At 59.0% G+C, this 16,404-nt stretch carries 14 protein-coding genes; 10 read left to right on the top strand and 4 right to left on the bottom strand.

Going from position 1 to position 16,404, the window contains the following annotated elements; all coding sequences use genetic code 11:
- Window positions 1-71 precede the first annotated feature (71 nt).
- The gene (locus ACGHEN_RS09725; RefSeq protein ID WP_390399075.1) at window positions 72-713 is read right to left on the bottom strand and encodes a GNAT family N-acetyltransferase; all 642 of its coding nucleotides are present in this window, start codon (window positions 711-713) and stop codon (window positions 72-74) included.
- Between the two features lie 277 nt (window positions 714-990).
- On the opposite strand from ACGHEN_RS09725, the gene purH reads away from it, so the two are divergent.
- From purH to ACGHEN_RS09695, 6 genes are all read left to right on the top strand, one after another.
- Window positions 991-2,598 carry a bifunctional phosphoribosylaminoimidazolecarboxamide formyltransferase/IMP cyclohydrolase gene (gene purH, locus ACGHEN_RS09720; protein WP_117766417.1) on the top strand — a complete coding sequence of 536 codons (1,608 nt, stop codon included), beginning with the start codon at window positions 991-993 and terminating at the stop codon, window positions 2,596-2,598.
- A gap of 277 nt (window positions 2,599-2,875) precedes the next feature.
- Complete coding sequence (locus ACGHEN_RS09715) at window positions 2,876-3,583, top strand: hypothetical protein (protein ID WP_390399074.1); 708 nt, start codon at window positions 2,876-2,878, stop codon at window positions 3,581-3,583.
- Window positions 3,584-3,766: 183 nt separating this feature from the next.
- Window positions 3,767-4,438, top strand: a complete 672-nt coding sequence (locus ACGHEN_RS09710) for a response regulator transcription factor (RefSeq protein WP_390399071.1) — start codon at window positions 3,767-3,769, stop codon at window positions 4,436-4,438.
- A gap of 9 nt (window positions 4,439-4,447) precedes the next feature.
- On the top strand, window positions 4,448-5,491 hold the full coding sequence (locus ACGHEN_RS09705) for a sensor histidine kinase (RefSeq protein ID WP_390399068.1): 1,044 nt from the start codon (window positions 4,448-4,450) through the stop codon (window positions 5,489-5,491).
- A 116-nt stretch (window positions 5,492-5,607) separates the two neighbouring features.
- Window positions 5,608-5,853, top strand: a complete 246-nt coding sequence (locus ACGHEN_RS09700) for a helix-turn-helix domain-containing protein (protein ID WP_138374527.1) — start codon at window positions 5,608-5,610, stop codon at window positions 5,851-5,853.
- Window positions 5,844-7,133 carry a HipA domain-containing protein gene (locus ACGHEN_RS09695; RefSeq protein WP_390399066.1) on the top strand — a complete coding sequence of 430 codons (1,290 nt, stop codon included), beginning with the start codon at window positions 5,844-5,846 and terminating at the stop codon, window positions 7,131-7,133. Before ACGHEN_RS09700 ends, ACGHEN_RS09695 begins: the two co-directional genes overlap by 10 nt.
- Window positions 7,134-7,223: 90 nt before the next feature.
- On the opposite strand, the gene ACGHEN_RS09690 is transcribed toward ACGHEN_RS09695, so the two are convergent.
- Window positions 7,224-7,661, bottom strand: coding sequence for a universal stress protein (locus tag ACGHEN_RS09690; RefSeq protein ID WP_006235921.1), 438 nt, complete (start codon window positions 7,659-7,661; stop codon window positions 7,224-7,226).
- 247 nt (window positions 7,662-7,908) lie between these two features.
- Between ACGHEN_RS09690 and ACGHEN_RS09685 the strand changes: the two genes are divergently transcribed.
- The 4 genes from ACGHEN_RS09685 to ACGHEN_RS09670 all read left to right on the top strand — a co-directional run bounded on the left by ACGHEN_RS09685 (window position 7,909) and on the right by ACGHEN_RS09670 (window position 14,234).
- Entirely contained in the window at window positions 7,909-8,883 is a 975-nt protein-coding gene (locus ACGHEN_RS09685) for an undecaprenyl-diphosphate phosphatase (protein WP_195246632.1), read from the top strand.
- Window positions 8,884-9,214: 331 nt separating this feature from the next.
- The gene (locus ACGHEN_RS09680; RefSeq protein ID WP_390399063.1) at window positions 9,215-12,091 is read left to right on the top strand and encodes an ATP-dependent helicase; all 2,877 of its coding nucleotides are present in this window, start codon (window positions 9,215-9,217) and stop codon (window positions 12,089-12,091) included.
- Window positions 12,092-12,456: 365 nt separating this feature from the next.
- On the top strand, window positions 12,457-13,479 hold the full coding sequence (locus ACGHEN_RS09675) for a hypothetical protein (protein ID WP_195364285.1): 1,023 nt from the start codon (window positions 12,457-12,459) through the stop codon (window positions 13,477-13,479).
- Complete coding sequence (locus ACGHEN_RS09670) at window positions 13,467-14,234, top strand: hypothetical protein (RefSeq protein ID WP_195364286.1); 768 nt, start codon at window positions 13,467-13,469, stop codon at window positions 14,232-14,234. The genes ACGHEN_RS09675 and ACGHEN_RS09670 overlap by 13 nt, the downstream gene beginning before the upstream one ends.
- 240 nt (window positions 14,235-14,474) lie before the next feature.
- Here the strand turns inward: ACGHEN_RS09670 and ACGHEN_RS09665 are convergent, their stop codons facing one another.
- Window positions 14,475-15,407, bottom strand: a complete 933-nt coding sequence (locus ACGHEN_RS09665) for a type I phosphomannose isomerase catalytic subunit (RefSeq protein ID WP_390399061.1) — start codon at window positions 15,405-15,407, stop codon at window positions 14,475-14,477.
- A gap of 75 nt (window positions 15,408-15,482) precedes the next feature.
- Window positions 15,483-16,157 carry a GntR family transcriptional regulator gene (locus ACGHEN_RS09660; protein WP_390399409.1) on the bottom strand — a complete coding sequence of 225 codons (675 nt, stop codon included), beginning with the start codon at window positions 16,155-16,157 and terminating at the stop codon, window positions 15,483-15,485.
- Window positions 16,158-16,404 lie beyond the last annotated feature (247 nt).

The raw sequence follows: 16,404 nt of genomic DNA, 5'->3' as shown, positions 1-16,404 counted from the left end.
TGCCTGCGAAGATTGTCCCCAACGACTAGTCATTTAAGAACGTCCCCAACGACTAGGTGCTGCTGCTGGGCCTAGACGGTTAGGTCCAGCTCGTAGAGGAAACTTTCGCGCGGCATGGCGTGGCGGCGTTCCTCGCGGTTGGCGCGGTGCGTGGCGGTGCGCTTAAAGCCGTGCAGCTCGTAGAACTTCCACGAGCAGTTGGAGTCGGTGTACAGGTGCGCCCTTGTCGCCCCGCGCGAGGAAAGGTACGAGACAGCGGCATCGAGCAACACCGAGCCAACGCCCAGGCCATGGACATCGGGATCGACGGCGAGCAGCGTGACTTCGTTGTCGTGCGGCAATGGGCTGCTCTCGAGCAGGCGGTTGTTGGTTCGGATGGTTGCGCGCACAAACGAGAGATACTCGGCGCAGGCATCGGGCTCCAGTTCGCGCATCTGCGACAGCAACGCGCGTTCGGTATCCATCCAATGCTCGTTGATAGTGACGCCGGGGCTCTGTCCTGCGCGTGCAAGCGCAATGCCGCGCGCCTCGCCGTCAATTACCGCAACCTGCGAAAACGTCGAAGACGAAAGGCAATAGGCGAGGTCGCATGCGGCCTCAAGGCGGTTGTACTCATCGTTATCCGAATTGTTATGCCAAAGCTGCTGCAGAATCAGCGCGATGGCGTCAAAGTCTTCAGTATCAAACGGTCGGTAGAGAACCCGCGAGACCATGGTGCCTCTTTCTTTTGCGGATGCATATCGAGCACAGTTCTACCACGCCATTGGCATCTAATTATGGTGCCCCTGTGTTCCATCAACTCACCGTGCTCAGCGGCGCCTCTGCAACCCCCGCTCGCAAACTTTTTCTGCACAGCCGTGCGTTGCGGGGTGCAACGTCGCGCTCGATGCGCTACATTGAATCAGTATTTTCAATGCCGCTGCGCGAGCGCTGCAGATCGACGTATCACCGACTCACAGAGCACGGCGGCGTACCAGACAGGAGGACTGCATGGGATCTGATGTGAAGATCGCACGCGCGTTGATCTCGGTTACCGATAAAACGGGTGTCGTCGATTTCGCACGGACGTTGGTCGATGACTTTGGCGTCGAGATCATCTCTACGGGCGGCACGGCTCGTGCCATCGAGGACGCGGGCGTTCCCGTAACCCCCATCGAGGAGTTCACGGGCTATCCCGAGATGATGGACGGCCGCGTTAAGACCCTGCACCCCAAGGTTCACGGCGCGCTGCTGGCCCGCCGCGATTCCGAGCAGCACATGCAGGAGGCCGCTCAGCACGGCATTAAGCTGATCGACCTGGTCGTCGTCAACCTGTACGAGTTCGAGAAGACCGTTGCCAACCCCGAGGTCACCTTCGCGGATGCCATCGAGCACATCGACATCGGCGGTCCCTCCATGCTGCGCTCTGCTGCCAAGAACGCCACGAGCGTTACCGTCATCTCCGATCCGGCCGACTACGACGCCGTCCTGGCCGAGATGCACGAGACCGGCGGTTGCACCACGCTTTCCACCCGTCGTCGCCTGCAGGTGAAGGTCTACCAGACCACCGCCGCCTACGACACGGCTATCTCCCGTTGGCTTGCCGCCCAGGCAAGTGACGTGGCGGATACCTCTGCCAAGCTCGAGATTTCGCTGGAGAAGGTCGACGACCTGCGCTATGGCGAGAATCCTCAGCAGAAGGCTACGGTCTACCGCTTTGCCGAGGGTTGCGAGAACACCGCGAGCTCGCAGTTTCCGCTCGTGGGCTCCGAGCAGATCCAGGGCAAGCCGCTCAGCTACAATAACTATCTGGATGCCGATGCCGCTTGGAACCTGGTCCGCGAGTTCGACGAGCCTGCCTGCGTGATCCTCAAACACCAGAACCCCTGCGGCTCCGCCGTTGCCGAGGACATTACGTCCGCTTACGACCGCGCCTTCGCCTGCGATCCCAAGAGCGCCTTCGGCGGCATCATCGCCTGCAACCGCGAGGTTCCCTTTGAGCTGGTTGAGCATTTTGCCGATCAGAACAAGCAGTTTGTCGAGGTCATCATCGCCCCGAGCTACACTGCCGAGGCGCTCGAGCGCATGGCCAAGCGCCCCAACCTGCGCGTGCTGGCTACCGGCGGCGTGGACCACGGCGCCCAGGTGGAACTGCGCTCCATCGACGGCGGCATGCTGGTGCAGGAGGTCGACCACGTGACCGAGGACCCCGCGACCTTTACGTTCCCCACCGACCGCAAGCCCACCGATGCCGAGATGGCCGAGCTCGAGTTTGCCTGGAAGGTCTGCAAGGGCGTCAAGTCCAACGCCATCCTGGTCTCCAAGGGCAAGGCCGGCATTGGCATGGGCCCCGGTCAGCCCAACCGCGTTGACTCTGCGCTGCTTGCCTGCGAGCGCGCCGAGGACTTCTGCGAGCGCGAGGGCGTGGAGAAGGGCGGCTTTGCCTGCGCAAGCGACGCGTTCTTCCCGTTCCGCGACAACGTCGACGTGCTTGCCGCACACGGCGTGACCTGCATCATCCAGCCCGGCGGCTCCAAGCGCGATGACGAGAGCATCCAGGCCTGCAACGAGCATGGTATTGCGATGGTCTTCACCGGAGCTAGGCATTTTAGGCACTAATATCGTTACGCGGTTTTACCAAACCGCGTAACTGCTCGACCCTGCGCCGGACCCAAGCACCTCATCTCGCCGCTCAAACCGTCGCTCGCGTACAGAAGTACGCGTCGCTCCTCTTTCGCGGCGACCTGAGGCACTTGGGTCCGGCTCGCTGGCTTATGCTCCACCAGCGGTATTGGCTCGCCCCGAACCAAAGCTATCTATTGCCGTCCGTGCCGGTTGGTGCGGGCGGCTTTTTTGGGTATAACGGTGCGGTGTATGTTTTTGAGAAAGGTTGGATATGGCCGTTGTGGATGATGCCGAGTTGTTTGGCAATGCCGAGGATCAGCGTGCGTACGAGGACTTTTGCGCCAATCAGGAGGCGGTCGAGAAGTTTACGCTCGACAAGCCCGCGCTTATCTGCCGTTGGCGCATGTCCAACAAAAAGGTGCCCATGCTCAACCGTCACATTCGCGCGCTGTCCGAGCGCTTGGTGCAGGGCGAGCCGCTTACCCATAACATGCTCAGCTGGGCCAAGCAGCACGTTGAGTGGTCGCTTGCCGAGGGCGATTACACCGCGCACGACGGCGTGCTCATGCTGGTGATCGACGTTAACGGCAATGCCGCCATGACGGTGGGTGAGTACGAGCCGCTGGCCGATACTTCGGCCAAGGCGCTGCGTGCCCGCTCCGCCGAGGCCCGCTCCGAGGCCGACGAAACCGGCGTGGCGCCCGAGCTGCTCGCTGCCGTCAACAACGGCGAGCTGGCCTTTGTGGCGCCGGCGGACGAGTGCCTGTGTGGCACGGCGACGCTCATCGAGCAGCTGGCCCAGACCAAGGGCATCCCGGTCACGCGCGTAGACATTCCCGCACAGCTCAAGGGCGCCTTGTTCCTGGTAAGCGACGAGCACGGCGTGGTGCCTGCCACCGACGCCGACGCCGCCGAGTCTGATGCCGCGACGGTCGCCTTCTTTGCCGACGGCTACGAAAAGCTTCGCGCCCGCCGCTAAATGATTATTCTGGGACGGGGATTAAAGAATCATTTTGGTTCCCGTCACCGCTGCGAGTGCGAGGCGGACAAAACGCCCCCGCTCGCGAACAGTTCTGTCACCTGGCACCGCGCGAGGCGTGTACCTGCGACGCCGTGGGCATAATGGTGTGGAAAGTGCAAGTTACGCGAAATGGGAGGACACATGGCGCTGATTTATGTCGTTGAGGACGACGAGCCCATTCGTCGTGAGCTTATCGACATCCTTGCCCGCGCCGGGTTTGAAATTGAGGTCTGCGAATCGTTTGAGCATGTCTCGCGCGATATTCTCGCCGCCGCGCCCGACCTGGTGCTGCTCGACCTCACGCTTCCCGTCAAGGACGGCCAGCATATCTGCCATGAGGTCCGTCGCGAATCCGAGGTCCCCATCATCGTTCTCACGTCGCGCACGACCGAGATCGACGAGGTCATGGCCATGACGCTCGGCGCGGACGACTTTGTTCCCAAGCCCTACAGCGCGCGCGTGCTTGTGGCGCGCATCAACGCACTGCTGCGTCGCACCGCGGCGGCAGGCGAGCGCAGTACACTTGTCCACAAGGGGCTGGAGCTCGACCTCGCCCGCTCAATGGTCACCAACACGCAAACCGGCACCAGCACCGAGCTCACCAAAAACGAACTGCGTATCCTCTCACTGCTTCTGAGTCGCGCGGGCAAGATCGTTTCGCGCTCGGCCATCATGCAGGACCTGTGGGACTCCGACGCCTTCGTGGACGACAATACGCTCACCGTCAACATCAACCGCCTGCGCACCACGCTCGAAAAAATCGGCATCAAGGGGTATTTGACGACGCATCGCGGCCAAGGCTATTCGGTCTAGGGGCCGGCTATGTCGTTTGGCAAGTTCTTTAAAGACTCGCTGCTTCCCGTCGCCGTGTGGACGTGCGGCGTGCTGCTGAGCTGCTTTGTGCTGGCGGTCGCCGGTGCTTCGACATCTATTGTGGTCGTGGCGGTTGGTGTGTCCTTTATCTTTGGCATGCTGGGCGTCGTGATCGAGTATGCGCGCCGCCGCCGTTTTCTGCGCCAGCTGGAGCGTGCGGCAGAGGAGCTCGAGAGTCCCACATGGGTGCAGGAGATGGTGCAATGCCCGACCTATGCCGAGGGCGAGCTCGAGTACGAGGTCTTGCGCCGGGTGGGCAAAGCCGCTTGCGACGAGGTTGCCGAAGGCCGGCGTCAGACCGATGACTATCGTGACTATATCGAGAGCTGGGTCCACGAGGCCAAGCTGCCCCTGGCGGCGGCTCACCTGATTTTGGAAAACCTGGACGGCAGCGAAGACGACCTGTCGCGCGTGGATGACCTGGGCCGTGAGCTGGCTCGCGTGGAGCGCTATATCGACCAGGCGCTGTACTACGCGCGCTCGGAAGTCGTGGAGCGCGACTACCTGATTCGCCGTTGGGATCTCAAGACCTTGGTGACGGGCGCGATTAAGGCCAACGCGCGTGAGCTCATCGCGGCGCACGTGGCCCCGGTGTGCGAGAACCTCGACTTCGAGGTCTTTACCGACGAGAAGTGGCTCGAGTTTATTCTGGGCCAGCTTATTCAGAACAGTATTAAATATGCGCGCGAGGACGGCGCGAAGATCGTGTTTTCGGGCGCGTTGCTGGACGAGGGCCTGGCGAGCGAACGCATCGAGCTCACTGTCGCGGACAACGGCCGCGGCGTGAGCGCGGCCGACCTGCCGCGCGTGTTCGAGAAGGGCTTTACCGGCGACAACGGCCGCACCACCAAGCGCGCAACGGGCATCGGCCTCTACCTGGTGGCGCGCCTCTGCTCCAAGATGGGCATCGACGTCACCGCGGCATCCGAGCCCGGCAAAGGCTTTGTCGTCACGTTTGCCTTCTCGACCAACAAGTTTCAATACTTTGAGTAGTCGTCGCGGTGTAACGTCCCGGAGCGTCATTCACGTTAAGACAATTATCCCAAACGGGATAATTCCATCATGATGTGCTATGATTGTCCCGTTTGGGATAATCATAGGGGATTAGCATGCAAGACTGGAATGAGCGAACGATTTTTGACCCAGCTGAACTCGGTGCATATTTGCGTGAGCGCCGGAAGAAGCTCGGTTATACCCAACGCGATGTGGCTGATTTCAACCAGTGCAGTTTGCGCTTTGTGAGCGAGCTTGAGCGTGGAAAGGCGGGTGCCAATCTTCGCCAAACCCTTCAAATCGCTAACAGCTTGGGGGTCGATTTGATCCTGAGGGAGAGGGGCGACGGCTCATGGCATTAAAGGTTTATCGTGAGTATCGGGGAACGTTTGAGCTGGTCGGAGAATTTGAGAGGGCCGACCCCGTAAACGAGACGTTTGCATATGATGAGGGATATCTTGAACGCGACGATGCTGCCGCACTCTCAGCTTCTCTTCCTTTGCGACATGAGCCATATGCCAGCAATGAGTTTTCGGCCTTCTTTTCGGGCATGCTTCCCGAGGGCCCGGTTCGGCATGAGCTGTCGATGCGTTTTCAAATCCCCCAGTCAGACTATTTATCGATGCTCGAGCGTTTGGGCGATGAGTGCGTTGGTGCCTTGAGGTTTCTCGGCGATGAGAAATCGAGCTACGATCCGGGCTATCGTCCTCTGCAAGACGAGGATTTTGAGGCACTTTCTAAGGCGGAAGTGTTTGAGATTGCAAATGATATGCAGGATTCGAGGCTGTCGTTGGCGGGCGCTCAGTCTAAAACCGGTTGGTTTTTACCGCGCGGTAAAGATGCAAAAAAGGCCGGGTCGGGGGATTGGATGCTGCCGCTCGGCTCTGCCCCCTCGACTCACATAGTCAAGATTGCTTCAACTAAACATCCGGATTTGCCGTTCAACGAATTAATTTGCATGACGGCAGCGTCTGCTGCTGGGCTTGAAATTGCCCGTTCAGAAGCTTCGGATACGATTCCTGGTGCGTTCTTTTCCGAGCGTTATGACAGAATCTGGAGCAATGAGCCGCCGTCGATGAGCGGATTCGGTGTGCCTCTGAGGCTGCATCAGGAGGATTTTTGCCAAGCGGTTGGCTGGCCTTCGTATATGAAATACGAGACACGTCCCGATAGCTGCTATATGGCTCTTTGCGGCCGATTGATAAGAGAGCAATCGTCTAACGTAATTGCTGATACTCAAATGTTCGCTCGTCAGGTAATGGTCGATTATGCGTTGGGGAATTGCGACTCGCATCTCAAGAACCATTCGTTTCTTTATAGTCCGAGTTGGCGGGAAAAGAGGTTGGCCCCTGCATACGATATTGTTTGCACGACGATAATGGGATACGACCATAATCTTGGGATTGATATTGGGGATCACCGGGTGATCGATGGGGTGACTCCTGAAGATTTCGAATTCATGTCTCAAGATTTGCATCTGCCACTCAAGATGATCAAGAACATCGCGGCGGAAGTGGCTGAAGAGGTGTCTGCCCAGCTTGCAGAACTTGCCTCTGCAACCGGAGATTTGGGTCGGGTCGCTCTGAAAATTCAGACGGATTCCGTTGAGAGAATGAGGGTTCTGGAGCAATTCTCAGCCTAAAGCAAAGCGGGGCCACCGTAATGGTGGTCCCGCTCTTGGAAGACTTGGGCACGTGGGCTTGCGCTCCGCGATGCGTTAGGCGTACGTTTGCTACTTCACGACCAAGATGTCGCAGTCGGTGTTGCGCAGCAGGAACGTCGAAATTGAACCCAGGAGTGCATACTTGATCGAGGACAGGCCACGAGCGCCGCAGAGCACCAGGTCGGGCTTGACCACGTCGAGCATCTCGTCTTTGAGCGTCTCGCGAATGCGGCCGGCGCGAATCATGACCTCGACCTCGGGAATGTCGGGATTGGCCTTGGCCTCTTCGAGCTGCTTGGCGATGGAGTTCTTAAATGCCTCCTCTAGGCCGTTGACCAGATCGACCGGATAGGAACCGGCGCTCTCGAGTGCCGTGGAATCGATAACGTGGCCGATAATCAGCTTGGCGCCGTTGTTCGCGGCGACCTTGATGGCGCGTGCGAGCACAAAATCCTGCTGCTCAGTACCGTCGAGTGAAACAAATACCTTGGTGTAGCCCTCGTTCATGGTTTCCTCCTTGGTCTATCGCACGGGCGTGGGGCTCGTGCATCGGGCGGGCGCGGATGCGTGGCCGCCGGACACTTTATCTTGTTGCAGTTATACCCAAGGATTTGGGTTTGACCGCTCGCAATTCTGTGAACGGGCGAGTTTTTTGGTAAGGGTGGGCGCGGTCGCGGCCGAACGGTTGATAATGGGACATCGCCCGCAACCGTCCGCAGAACAATATCGGCGGGTGTCTAACGAGGGGGTCCCTTTGGATATCATTGAGCTTCTAAAATCTGCCTTCATGGGCCTGGTCGAGGGCATCACCGAATGGCTGCCTGTTTCGTCGACCGGTCACATGATCTTGGTGGACGAGTTCGTCAAGATGAACGTGAGCGAGACGTTCTGGAATATGTTCCTGGTCGTGATTCAGCTTGGCGCCATTTTGGCCGTCTGCGTCCTGTTCTTTTACGACCTCAACCCGTTTTCTCCCAGCAAAGGCAAGGAGGGTCGTCGCGACACCTGGGTGCTGTGGGGCAAGATTGTGCTCGGCTGCATTCCCGCCGCGGCGATCGGTCTGCCGCTTAACGACTGGATGGAGGAGCATTTCTACAATGCTCCCGTCGTGGCGCTGGCGCTCATTGTGTACGGCGTGCTGTTTATCGTGATCGAGAACTGGCGTGCGAACAAGCGCGACCAGGCCGCTCTTGCCGGTTCGTTTGGTTCGCGTGCCGTGGTGGCGGGCGGACGCCCCGCTGGTGCGCATTTTGCCACTCCCGCTGCGGCTGCCGCTTCAGACGATGACGATAACCTGGACTTTGGCTCCATCACTACGCTCGAGGATCTGAGCTGGAAGACCGCGCTGGGTATCGGTTGCTTCCAGGTGCTTTCGCTGATTCCGGGCACATCGCGCTCCGGCTCCACGATCATCGGCGGCCTGCTGCTGGGCTGCACGCGCTCGGTGGCGTCTAAGTTCACGTTCTTCCTGGCTATTCCCGTTATGTTTGGCGCGAGCGCGCTCAAGCTGGTCAAGTACTTTATTAAGGGCGGCACGTTCGGCACCAACGAAATCGCCATCCTGGGCGTGGGCTGCGTCGTCGCCTTTGTGGTGTCGCTCATTGCCATCAAGTGGCTTATGGGCTTCGTGCGCCGTCACGACTTTAAGTGCTTCGGCGTCTACCGCATCATCCTGGGCATCGTGGTGCTCGCGTACTTCTTTGTCCTGGAGCCTATGCTCGGCCTGTAACTTGGTCGACGCTGCGCGGCGGCCGGGGCGACAACTTGTCATTCAAAGGGGGCGGCATGACCAGAAGGTCTATGCCGCCCCTTTTCATGCCAATTTGTTCGCCCTGGCCACCGCTCGCTGCTGCTGCCATGACATCGGCGGTTTCGTGATTGTCAATTGATTGGTGCAGACCAACCTGACCCCATTGCGCCAAATTCGCTGGGGCGGCCTGACGGTGACGCACGGAGTCGTGGTGTGATTTGCGTCGGTGTCCGCGCGGCTCGGTATACTGGTACGGCTCAAACTATGGCGCCGCCCGCAGGCGCGCCGTCCGTCAGATGAGGAGTCGCCCATGACCCAGCCCTTGCCCTGGGAAAAGAACGCCGCGGTATCCGTGCCGCCCGCGCCGGAACCCGTGCCGCTCGATGCATACACCGCTCCTGCTGCGCCGGAGCCCGAGCTCGTCCCGCTCGACATTTACGACGCTCCCGCGCCGGCGCCCAAGCCCGCCAAGCCGCTCGTCGACATTGACAGCCTTAATCCCGCCCAGCGCGAGGCTGTCCTGTCCACCGAGGGCCCGTTGCTGGTGCTCGCCGGCGCCGGCTCGGGCAAGACCCGCGTCTTGACCTTCCGCATCGCACATATGCTCGGCGACCTGGGTGTTAAACCTTGGCAGGTTCTTGCCATCACGTTTACCAACAAGGCCGCGGCAGAGATGCGCGAGCGTCTGGCGGCACTCATTCCCAGCGGCACCCGTGGCATGTGGGTGTGCACCTTCCATGCCATGTGCGTGCGCATGCTGCGCGAGGACGCCGACCTGTTGGGCTACACCGGTCAGTTCACCATCTACGATGACGATGACTCAAAGCGCATGGTGCGCGACATTATGCAGGCGCTCGGCATCGAGCAAAAGCAGTTCCCCATCAACATGATCCGCAGCAAGATTAGCTCGGCCAAAAACGCCATGATCGGCCCCGAGGACATGCTCAAGAGCGCCGATAGCCCCAACGACAAAAAGGCCGCGCAGGTCTACCTAGAGCTGGAGCGCCGCCTGCGCGCCGCCAATGCGATGGACTTCGACGACCTGCTCGTGCGCGCGCTCGAGCTGCTGCGCACCCGCCCCGAGGTGCTCGATAAGTACCAAGAGCGCTTCCGCTACATTAGCGTCGACGAGTATCAGGACACCAACCACGTCCAGTACGAGATCGCCAACCTGCTGGCCGCCAAGTACCAAAACCTCATGGTCGTGGGCGACGACGACCAGTCCATTTACAGCTGGCGTGGCGCCGACATCACCAATATCCTGGACTTTGAGAAGGATTTTAAAAACTGCAAGACCGTCAAGCTGGAGCAGAACTATCGTTCCACGGGTCATATCCTGAACGCCGCCAACGCCGTGGTACGCCACAACTCGCAGCGCAAGGACAAGCGCCTGTTTACGGCCGAGGGCGATGGCGAGAAGATCCAGGCCTTCCAGGCGAGCGACGAGCGCGACGAGGGCCGCTGGATTGCCGGCGAGATCGAGAAGCTGCATGCCAAAGGCACGAGCTACGACGACATTGCCGTGTTCTATCGCACCAACGCCCAGTCGCGTATCCTCGAAGATATGTTCCTGCGCGCGGGCGTGCCCTACAAGATCGTGGGCGGCACGCGATTCTTCGACCGTGCCGAGATCCGTGATGTCATGGCCTACCTCAAGATGATCGTGAACCCGGCCGACGAGATGAGCGTCAAGCGCGTCATCAACACACCGCGCCGTGGCATCGGCTCCACCTCGATCCAAAAAATCGAGCAGCTGGCGCGCGACAACCGTTGCTCGTTCTTCCAGGCTTGCGAGATCGCGTGCGCCGAAACCGGCATGTTTAGCGCCAAGGTCCGCAATGGCCTGTCAAGCTTTGTGTCGCTGGTGCGCGAGGGCCGCCGCATGGACGGCGAGCTCAAGGACGTCGTCGAGATGATCGTCGATAAGACGGGTCTGCTGCAGGCGTTTCGTGCCGAGGGCACCATGGAGTCCGAGAGCCGCGCCGAGAACATTCAGGAATTCCTGGGCGTCGCCGCCGAATTTGAGGAGACGCACGAGGATATCGAGGGTACGCTCGAGAGCTTGGAAGAGCTGCGCGCAGCCGGCGTTGCCGACGTGCCTGCCGGCGCCGAGCCCGTCGTGGTGAGCGCGCCCGCGCCCGAACCGGGGCCATTTGCCCCGGCATCCTCGTTTGAGGCACTCGTCGGCGCGCGCGATGCCGCAGGTTCCAATCCGCTCGATAGCCTAGCCGCCCCGGCGCTCTCGCCGCAGGATGCCCTGGCCGCCGCCATCGCGGGCAACGCGTATGCCGCGCCGACGGGGATGCCGGCGGGTGCCGTGCATGCCGACGAGATTGAGCGCACCTATGGTCCGCTCACCTGTAAGGCGCTACCGGCACTCATGGAGTGGCTGGCCCTGCGCTCCGACTTGGATTCCCTGGCCGGCGAGACGCATGCCATTACCATGATGACCATCCACTCCGCCAAGGGCCTGGAGTTCCCGGCGGTGTTCGTGGCCGGCATGGAGGAGGGCATCTTCCCGCACGTGCACGACTTTGGCGGCAGCGATGACCCGGGTAAGCTCGAGGAGGAGCGTCGCCTGGCCTACGTCGCCATCACGCGTGCCCGTAAGCGCCTGTTCCTGACCTATGCGGCCACGCGTCGCACCTACGGCTCGACCTCTGCCAACCCGCGCTCGCGCTTCCTCAACGAGATTCCGTTTGAGGATATCGAGTTTAGCGGTATCGGTTCTGCCGGTTTTGAAGGCACGGGTTGGGAGAAGCGCGGCGACCGTCACGGCACCTTTGGCTCGGGCATGGGTTCGGATATGTACGGCGGCAAGGTATTTGGTTCGCATACGCGCTCGACTGGCGGTTCGAGCTTTGACGATTTCTTTGGTGGCAGCAGCTACGGGACCGAGCGCCATCGTGGGGTCTCGCCCGACGCCGGCCGTGTTGCCTCGACCTTTGGCTCGGGCGCGCCGCGAGCCAAAAAGCCGTCGTCCAAGGTGTCCCCGACGGTGGAGCGCAAGGTCGATCGCGCCAGCGCATCGCAGGACTTTGCCGCGGGCGATACCGTGAGCCATAAGACCTTTGGCACGGGTACCGTGATCTCGGTCGCCGGAGACATGATCGAGGTCCAGTTCGAAAAGACCGGCCAGACCAAAAAGCTCATGAAGGGATTCGCTCCGATCGTCAAGCTGTCATAATCCCGGCGGACCTGGGCGGGCGTATGGGGCAACATCGCCTGCTCGGGCAGTCCTGCTCGCACGGAGAGCACATTAAGTGCTCTCCGGCTCGTGCGGAACTCGCGATCGATGTTGCCCCATACGCCCGCCCAGGTCCTTAGATAACGTTGCTTGCGAACGTCGCTTTGCCCGTTCGCTTTTTGGTCTGGAGGGCCGGGTGGGCTGAATACTTAGACATGGCAAGGGGCTCCCCCGTTAAAGAACGGGGGAGCCCCTTGTTGCGTTTTGAATGGTGCGCTTGGCTTTGATGATTGATGATTTTATACGATTCAGTATAATTTCAGATAGACGCTAAAATGTAACCGAAATGAAAACGGTGATTGTACATGCTGATAAACTGCCTCCCAAAAAGACTCTTCTCTTTAGAGCTCGCTATCGACCCGGAGCCAGTTGAGATGCAGATTCCTCGCATGTATCTTGAGCGGTATTCGCTTCGCTTGGCACGGCTCGGCATGTCTAAACAGGGCCGTTTTATTGTTGCGGAACCAAAGGAACCGCCCAGTGTCATTTCGGCGCGAAATCTCGTCAGTGCGGTGCGCAAGTTAGATGTTCACCCGGTGGTAATTTGCTGGGATGCTATGGATTTAGGTTTTATGCGCGCGCTTTCTTCGGAGGGAATCGCATATATCCGAGATGAGCGAAATGCGTTCCTGCCGTTTATCGGAGCCGTTATTTCCGATGAGGTGCTGGGTGCTTCTCCCGCTGCTCCGCTTTCGCCCCAATCTCAACGAATCGTCCTAAATCTCATTGCGGGACGATGGGTTGACTGCTCCGCCGGCGACCTAGCGCGTCTGTGTGGCAAAAGCGCGGCAAGCGTCAGCGGCTATCTTTCGGAAATCGCCGCTATAGCTCCTGGGTTGATTATGCGGGACGGCAAAAAGCGTATATTGTGCGACGCCGGGCTGTCGACCGAGACGTTGCTAGATGGGTTTGAGGACTATCTTCGCACGCCAGTTTTAGAGCGAATCCGGCTCAAGAAGGTTATCGAGAGAACAGAGCTACGTGCCGTTGATGCGCTGCTTTCCGGTGTGTCTGCCCTTAGCTATATGTCCGACCTTGCCCATGAAGACTCTGCTCCAACCATTGCTCTCGAAAAATATCAGCTAGAGGCCTTGAAAGAGCATATGGGCGACAGATGGCTGGAGGCTCAGTGGTACGAACCGGCGGCAGTTGTGATTGAGGTCTGGTCGTATCCCGTGGACGCGCCGTCCGATATTAGTTTTGACGCGACGGGTTTGCAGTGTGTCGACCCGTTTTCCTTATACGTTGCTTGCGCAAAAGCAGATTACAAAGAAGATCGTCTGCTCGACGCGGTCGAACAGCTCAGGAGGACGATATGTCAAAAGTGAGGGGAATAGAGCGATTTGCCGATGCCATGAGCGGCTGTAAAGGCGGTTACGTCCTTATTGGTGGAGGGGCCTGCAGCGTTCTATTTGACAATGAGGGCGATTCGTTTAGAGCTACTGAAGACTTGGATATCGTCGTAATTGTTGATGGGGAAGGCGTTGAATTCGCCACTGCATTGTGGGCATTTATCAAAGCTGTCGGATATGAGACTGGGAAGGTCGGCGATGGAAAGTGCACTTACTATCGGTTCTGTTTGCCCGAAGGATCAAGGCAAGTCCTAGACTATCCCGGCCAAATTGAGCTATTCGCCCGACATCCTGATTTTGTGCTCGAAGATGAAACGAGCGAAGTGGCACCTCTTTCCTTTGACGGGGCCGTATCAAGTCTTTCGGCAATTATTCTCGACGATGGCTACTACGAATTTATTCGCGACAACGCAACGAACGTAGAGGGCATTACGTTGCTCGATGCGCTCCATATCATTCCCCTCAAGATGCGTGCACACATTGATATCAATAGGAGCTATGAAGAAGGGCGCCATTGCAACGATAAAGATCGACGAAAGCATCGCTCGGATATTGTTCGACTTGCGGGTTTGTTGCCGCCTTCGGCTCGCTTGGAGCTAATAGAGCAAATGAGGGCTGACGCCGGAGACTTCTTTGCGGACTTTTCTTCTTATGTAAATCGGCAGACCGATCGTAAAGAGAGAGCGCGTCTTCAGGACACATTATCGTTTCTCGAAAAGGTCTACCTATAGGCACCTTGATTCGTTATGTATGGTGAGGGGCTCTCCCGTTTGATGAGCGGGGGAGCCCCTTGTTGCTTTTTGATTGTCGTAACTAGCCAGAGGCTCGCCGGGACGGGACGCGGGGTTTGGTCGATCGCGAGTTCCGCACGAGCCGGAGAGCACTTAATGTGCTCTCCGTGCGAGCAGGACTGTCCGAGCAGGCGACCAAACCCCGCGCCCCGTCCCGGCGAGCGCTTGGGGACCGGTGGCCTACAGGTGGCTGATGATCAGTTCCATCTTGCCTTCGAGGTCGATGGAGCTGACGGTGCTCGGGGCCAGCAGGTGGCTTCCCTTGTGGACGGGGTCGCCGCAGACGGTGCCTTCGCCGTCGATGACCGACAGACACATGAAGGGCCAGCGCTGGTCGAGGGTTTTGCTGCCGTCGACGCGCACACGATCGACGGTGTAGCAGGAGTTAGACTCGAGCTCGGTCACGCCGTTCACCTCGGGCGCGGTCACCGTGCCGTCGGTCGGAGCCTGGGCATCAAAGTCGATGCAGTCGAGGCTCTGCTCAATGTGCAGCGGGCGCAGGTTGCCGTCGGTGCCGGGACGGTCGTAGTCGTACAGACGATACGTCACGTCGCTCGACTGCTGCGTCTCCAAAATGAGCGTACCGGTCTTGATGGCGTGCACGGTGCCGGAGTCAATCTGGAAAAAGTCGCCCTTGTGGATCGGCAACACGTTGAGCATGTCGTCCCAGCGACCGTCCTTGATCATCTGTGCGGCTTCGGCGCGGTCATGCGCGCGCTGGCCGACGATGATTGTGGCGCCGGGCTCGCAATCCAGCACGTACCAGCACTCGGTTTTGCCCAGGCTGCCGTTCTCGTGCTCGGCGGCGTACTCATCGTTGGGATGAATCTGGATCGAAAGGTCGTCCTTGGCGTCCAGGATCTTAATGAGCAGCGGGAACTCTTTGCCCTCGCAGTTGCCAAAGAGCTCGCGGTGCTCGGCCCATAGCCACGACAGCGTGTGGCCGGCATACGGGCCCTCAGCGATCTGGCAGTCGCCGTTGGGGTGTGCCGAGATGGCCCAGCACTCACCGATGGGACCCTCGGGAATGTTGTAACCAAATACGGTTTCGAGCTGGCGGCCGCCCCAAATCTTCTCATGGAAGATCGGCGTCAGTTTAATCAAATCAGACATATTCATACCCCCATGGTGTTGTGCGGCCGTCCGTTCTAGACGAGCCATAACGAGCGCCCGCATGACTACAAAAACCTATGCCAACGTTACGTTGTGCAGCTCAAAGCGGTCGCCGACGTTGCGCGAAATCGAGTACTCAAAGGCGTTGCCGCTATCCAAAAAGCCAATCTGGTTGAGCTCGAGCAGGGGAGCGCCGGGTTTGGTGTCCAGGCGCTCGGCCTCTTCCTCGGTTGCCGCCACGGCACGGATGGTGCGGTGGAAGCTCGAAATTTTCAGCCCGCATTGCTCGCGGATAAAGCTATAGACCGATCCGTATAGGTCCTTCTTTTTAAGGCCCGGTATCAGTTCGAGAGGCATGTAGGTGTACTCGATAACGATGGGCTTCTCGTCGACCTGGCGCACGCGCACGATGTGATAGGCAAAGTCGTCCTCGGCAATTCCCAGCTGAGTAGCGACGTCCGCTGGTGGATTGACAATCGAGAAATCGTAGACCACCGAGGTTACCTTCTCCCCGCGGTGCTCATACGAAAAACCCTGGGCGCGGTCGTTTTTGCCCTGGAAAAACGCCTGGTTGGGAAGACCCGCCGTGTCCTTAACGTAGGTGCCCGACCCGCGACGGCTGGTAACAAGACCCTCCTCGGTGATCTGCTCGATAGCTCGTTTGACGGTGATTTTGGAAACGCTATAGAGCTCGCAGAACTCAACGACGGTGGGTAGCTTGTCGCCCGGTTTAAGAGCGCCATCCTCGATGCTTCAACGGATATCTGCAGCTATCGACTCGTATTTGGGAATCATGGAACCTCCTTTCCGGCATATATAAATACATACATGAATACATAAGTAAGTATAACCCCCAACGAGGCACCCATATTACTTTTATATAAGAAGTCCGAGAAAGGAAAAAGAAAAAGACGCTTTACTTTAAAATTAGAGCGCTATAGTTGTAGACAACGAACGGAGCCCTGCAGTACAGCGGGGCCGGCCGTTTGGGGACGGT

Origin of the sequence: Collinsella sp. i06-0019-1H4 (genome assembly GCF_042849575.1) — a bacterium.
Lineage (GTDB): Bacteria > Actinomycetota > Coriobacteriia > Coriobacteriales > Coriobacteriaceae > Collinsella.
Note: the sequence above shows the minus strand (reverse complement) of the source record. Positions and strands in the feature narration are given on the sequence as shown.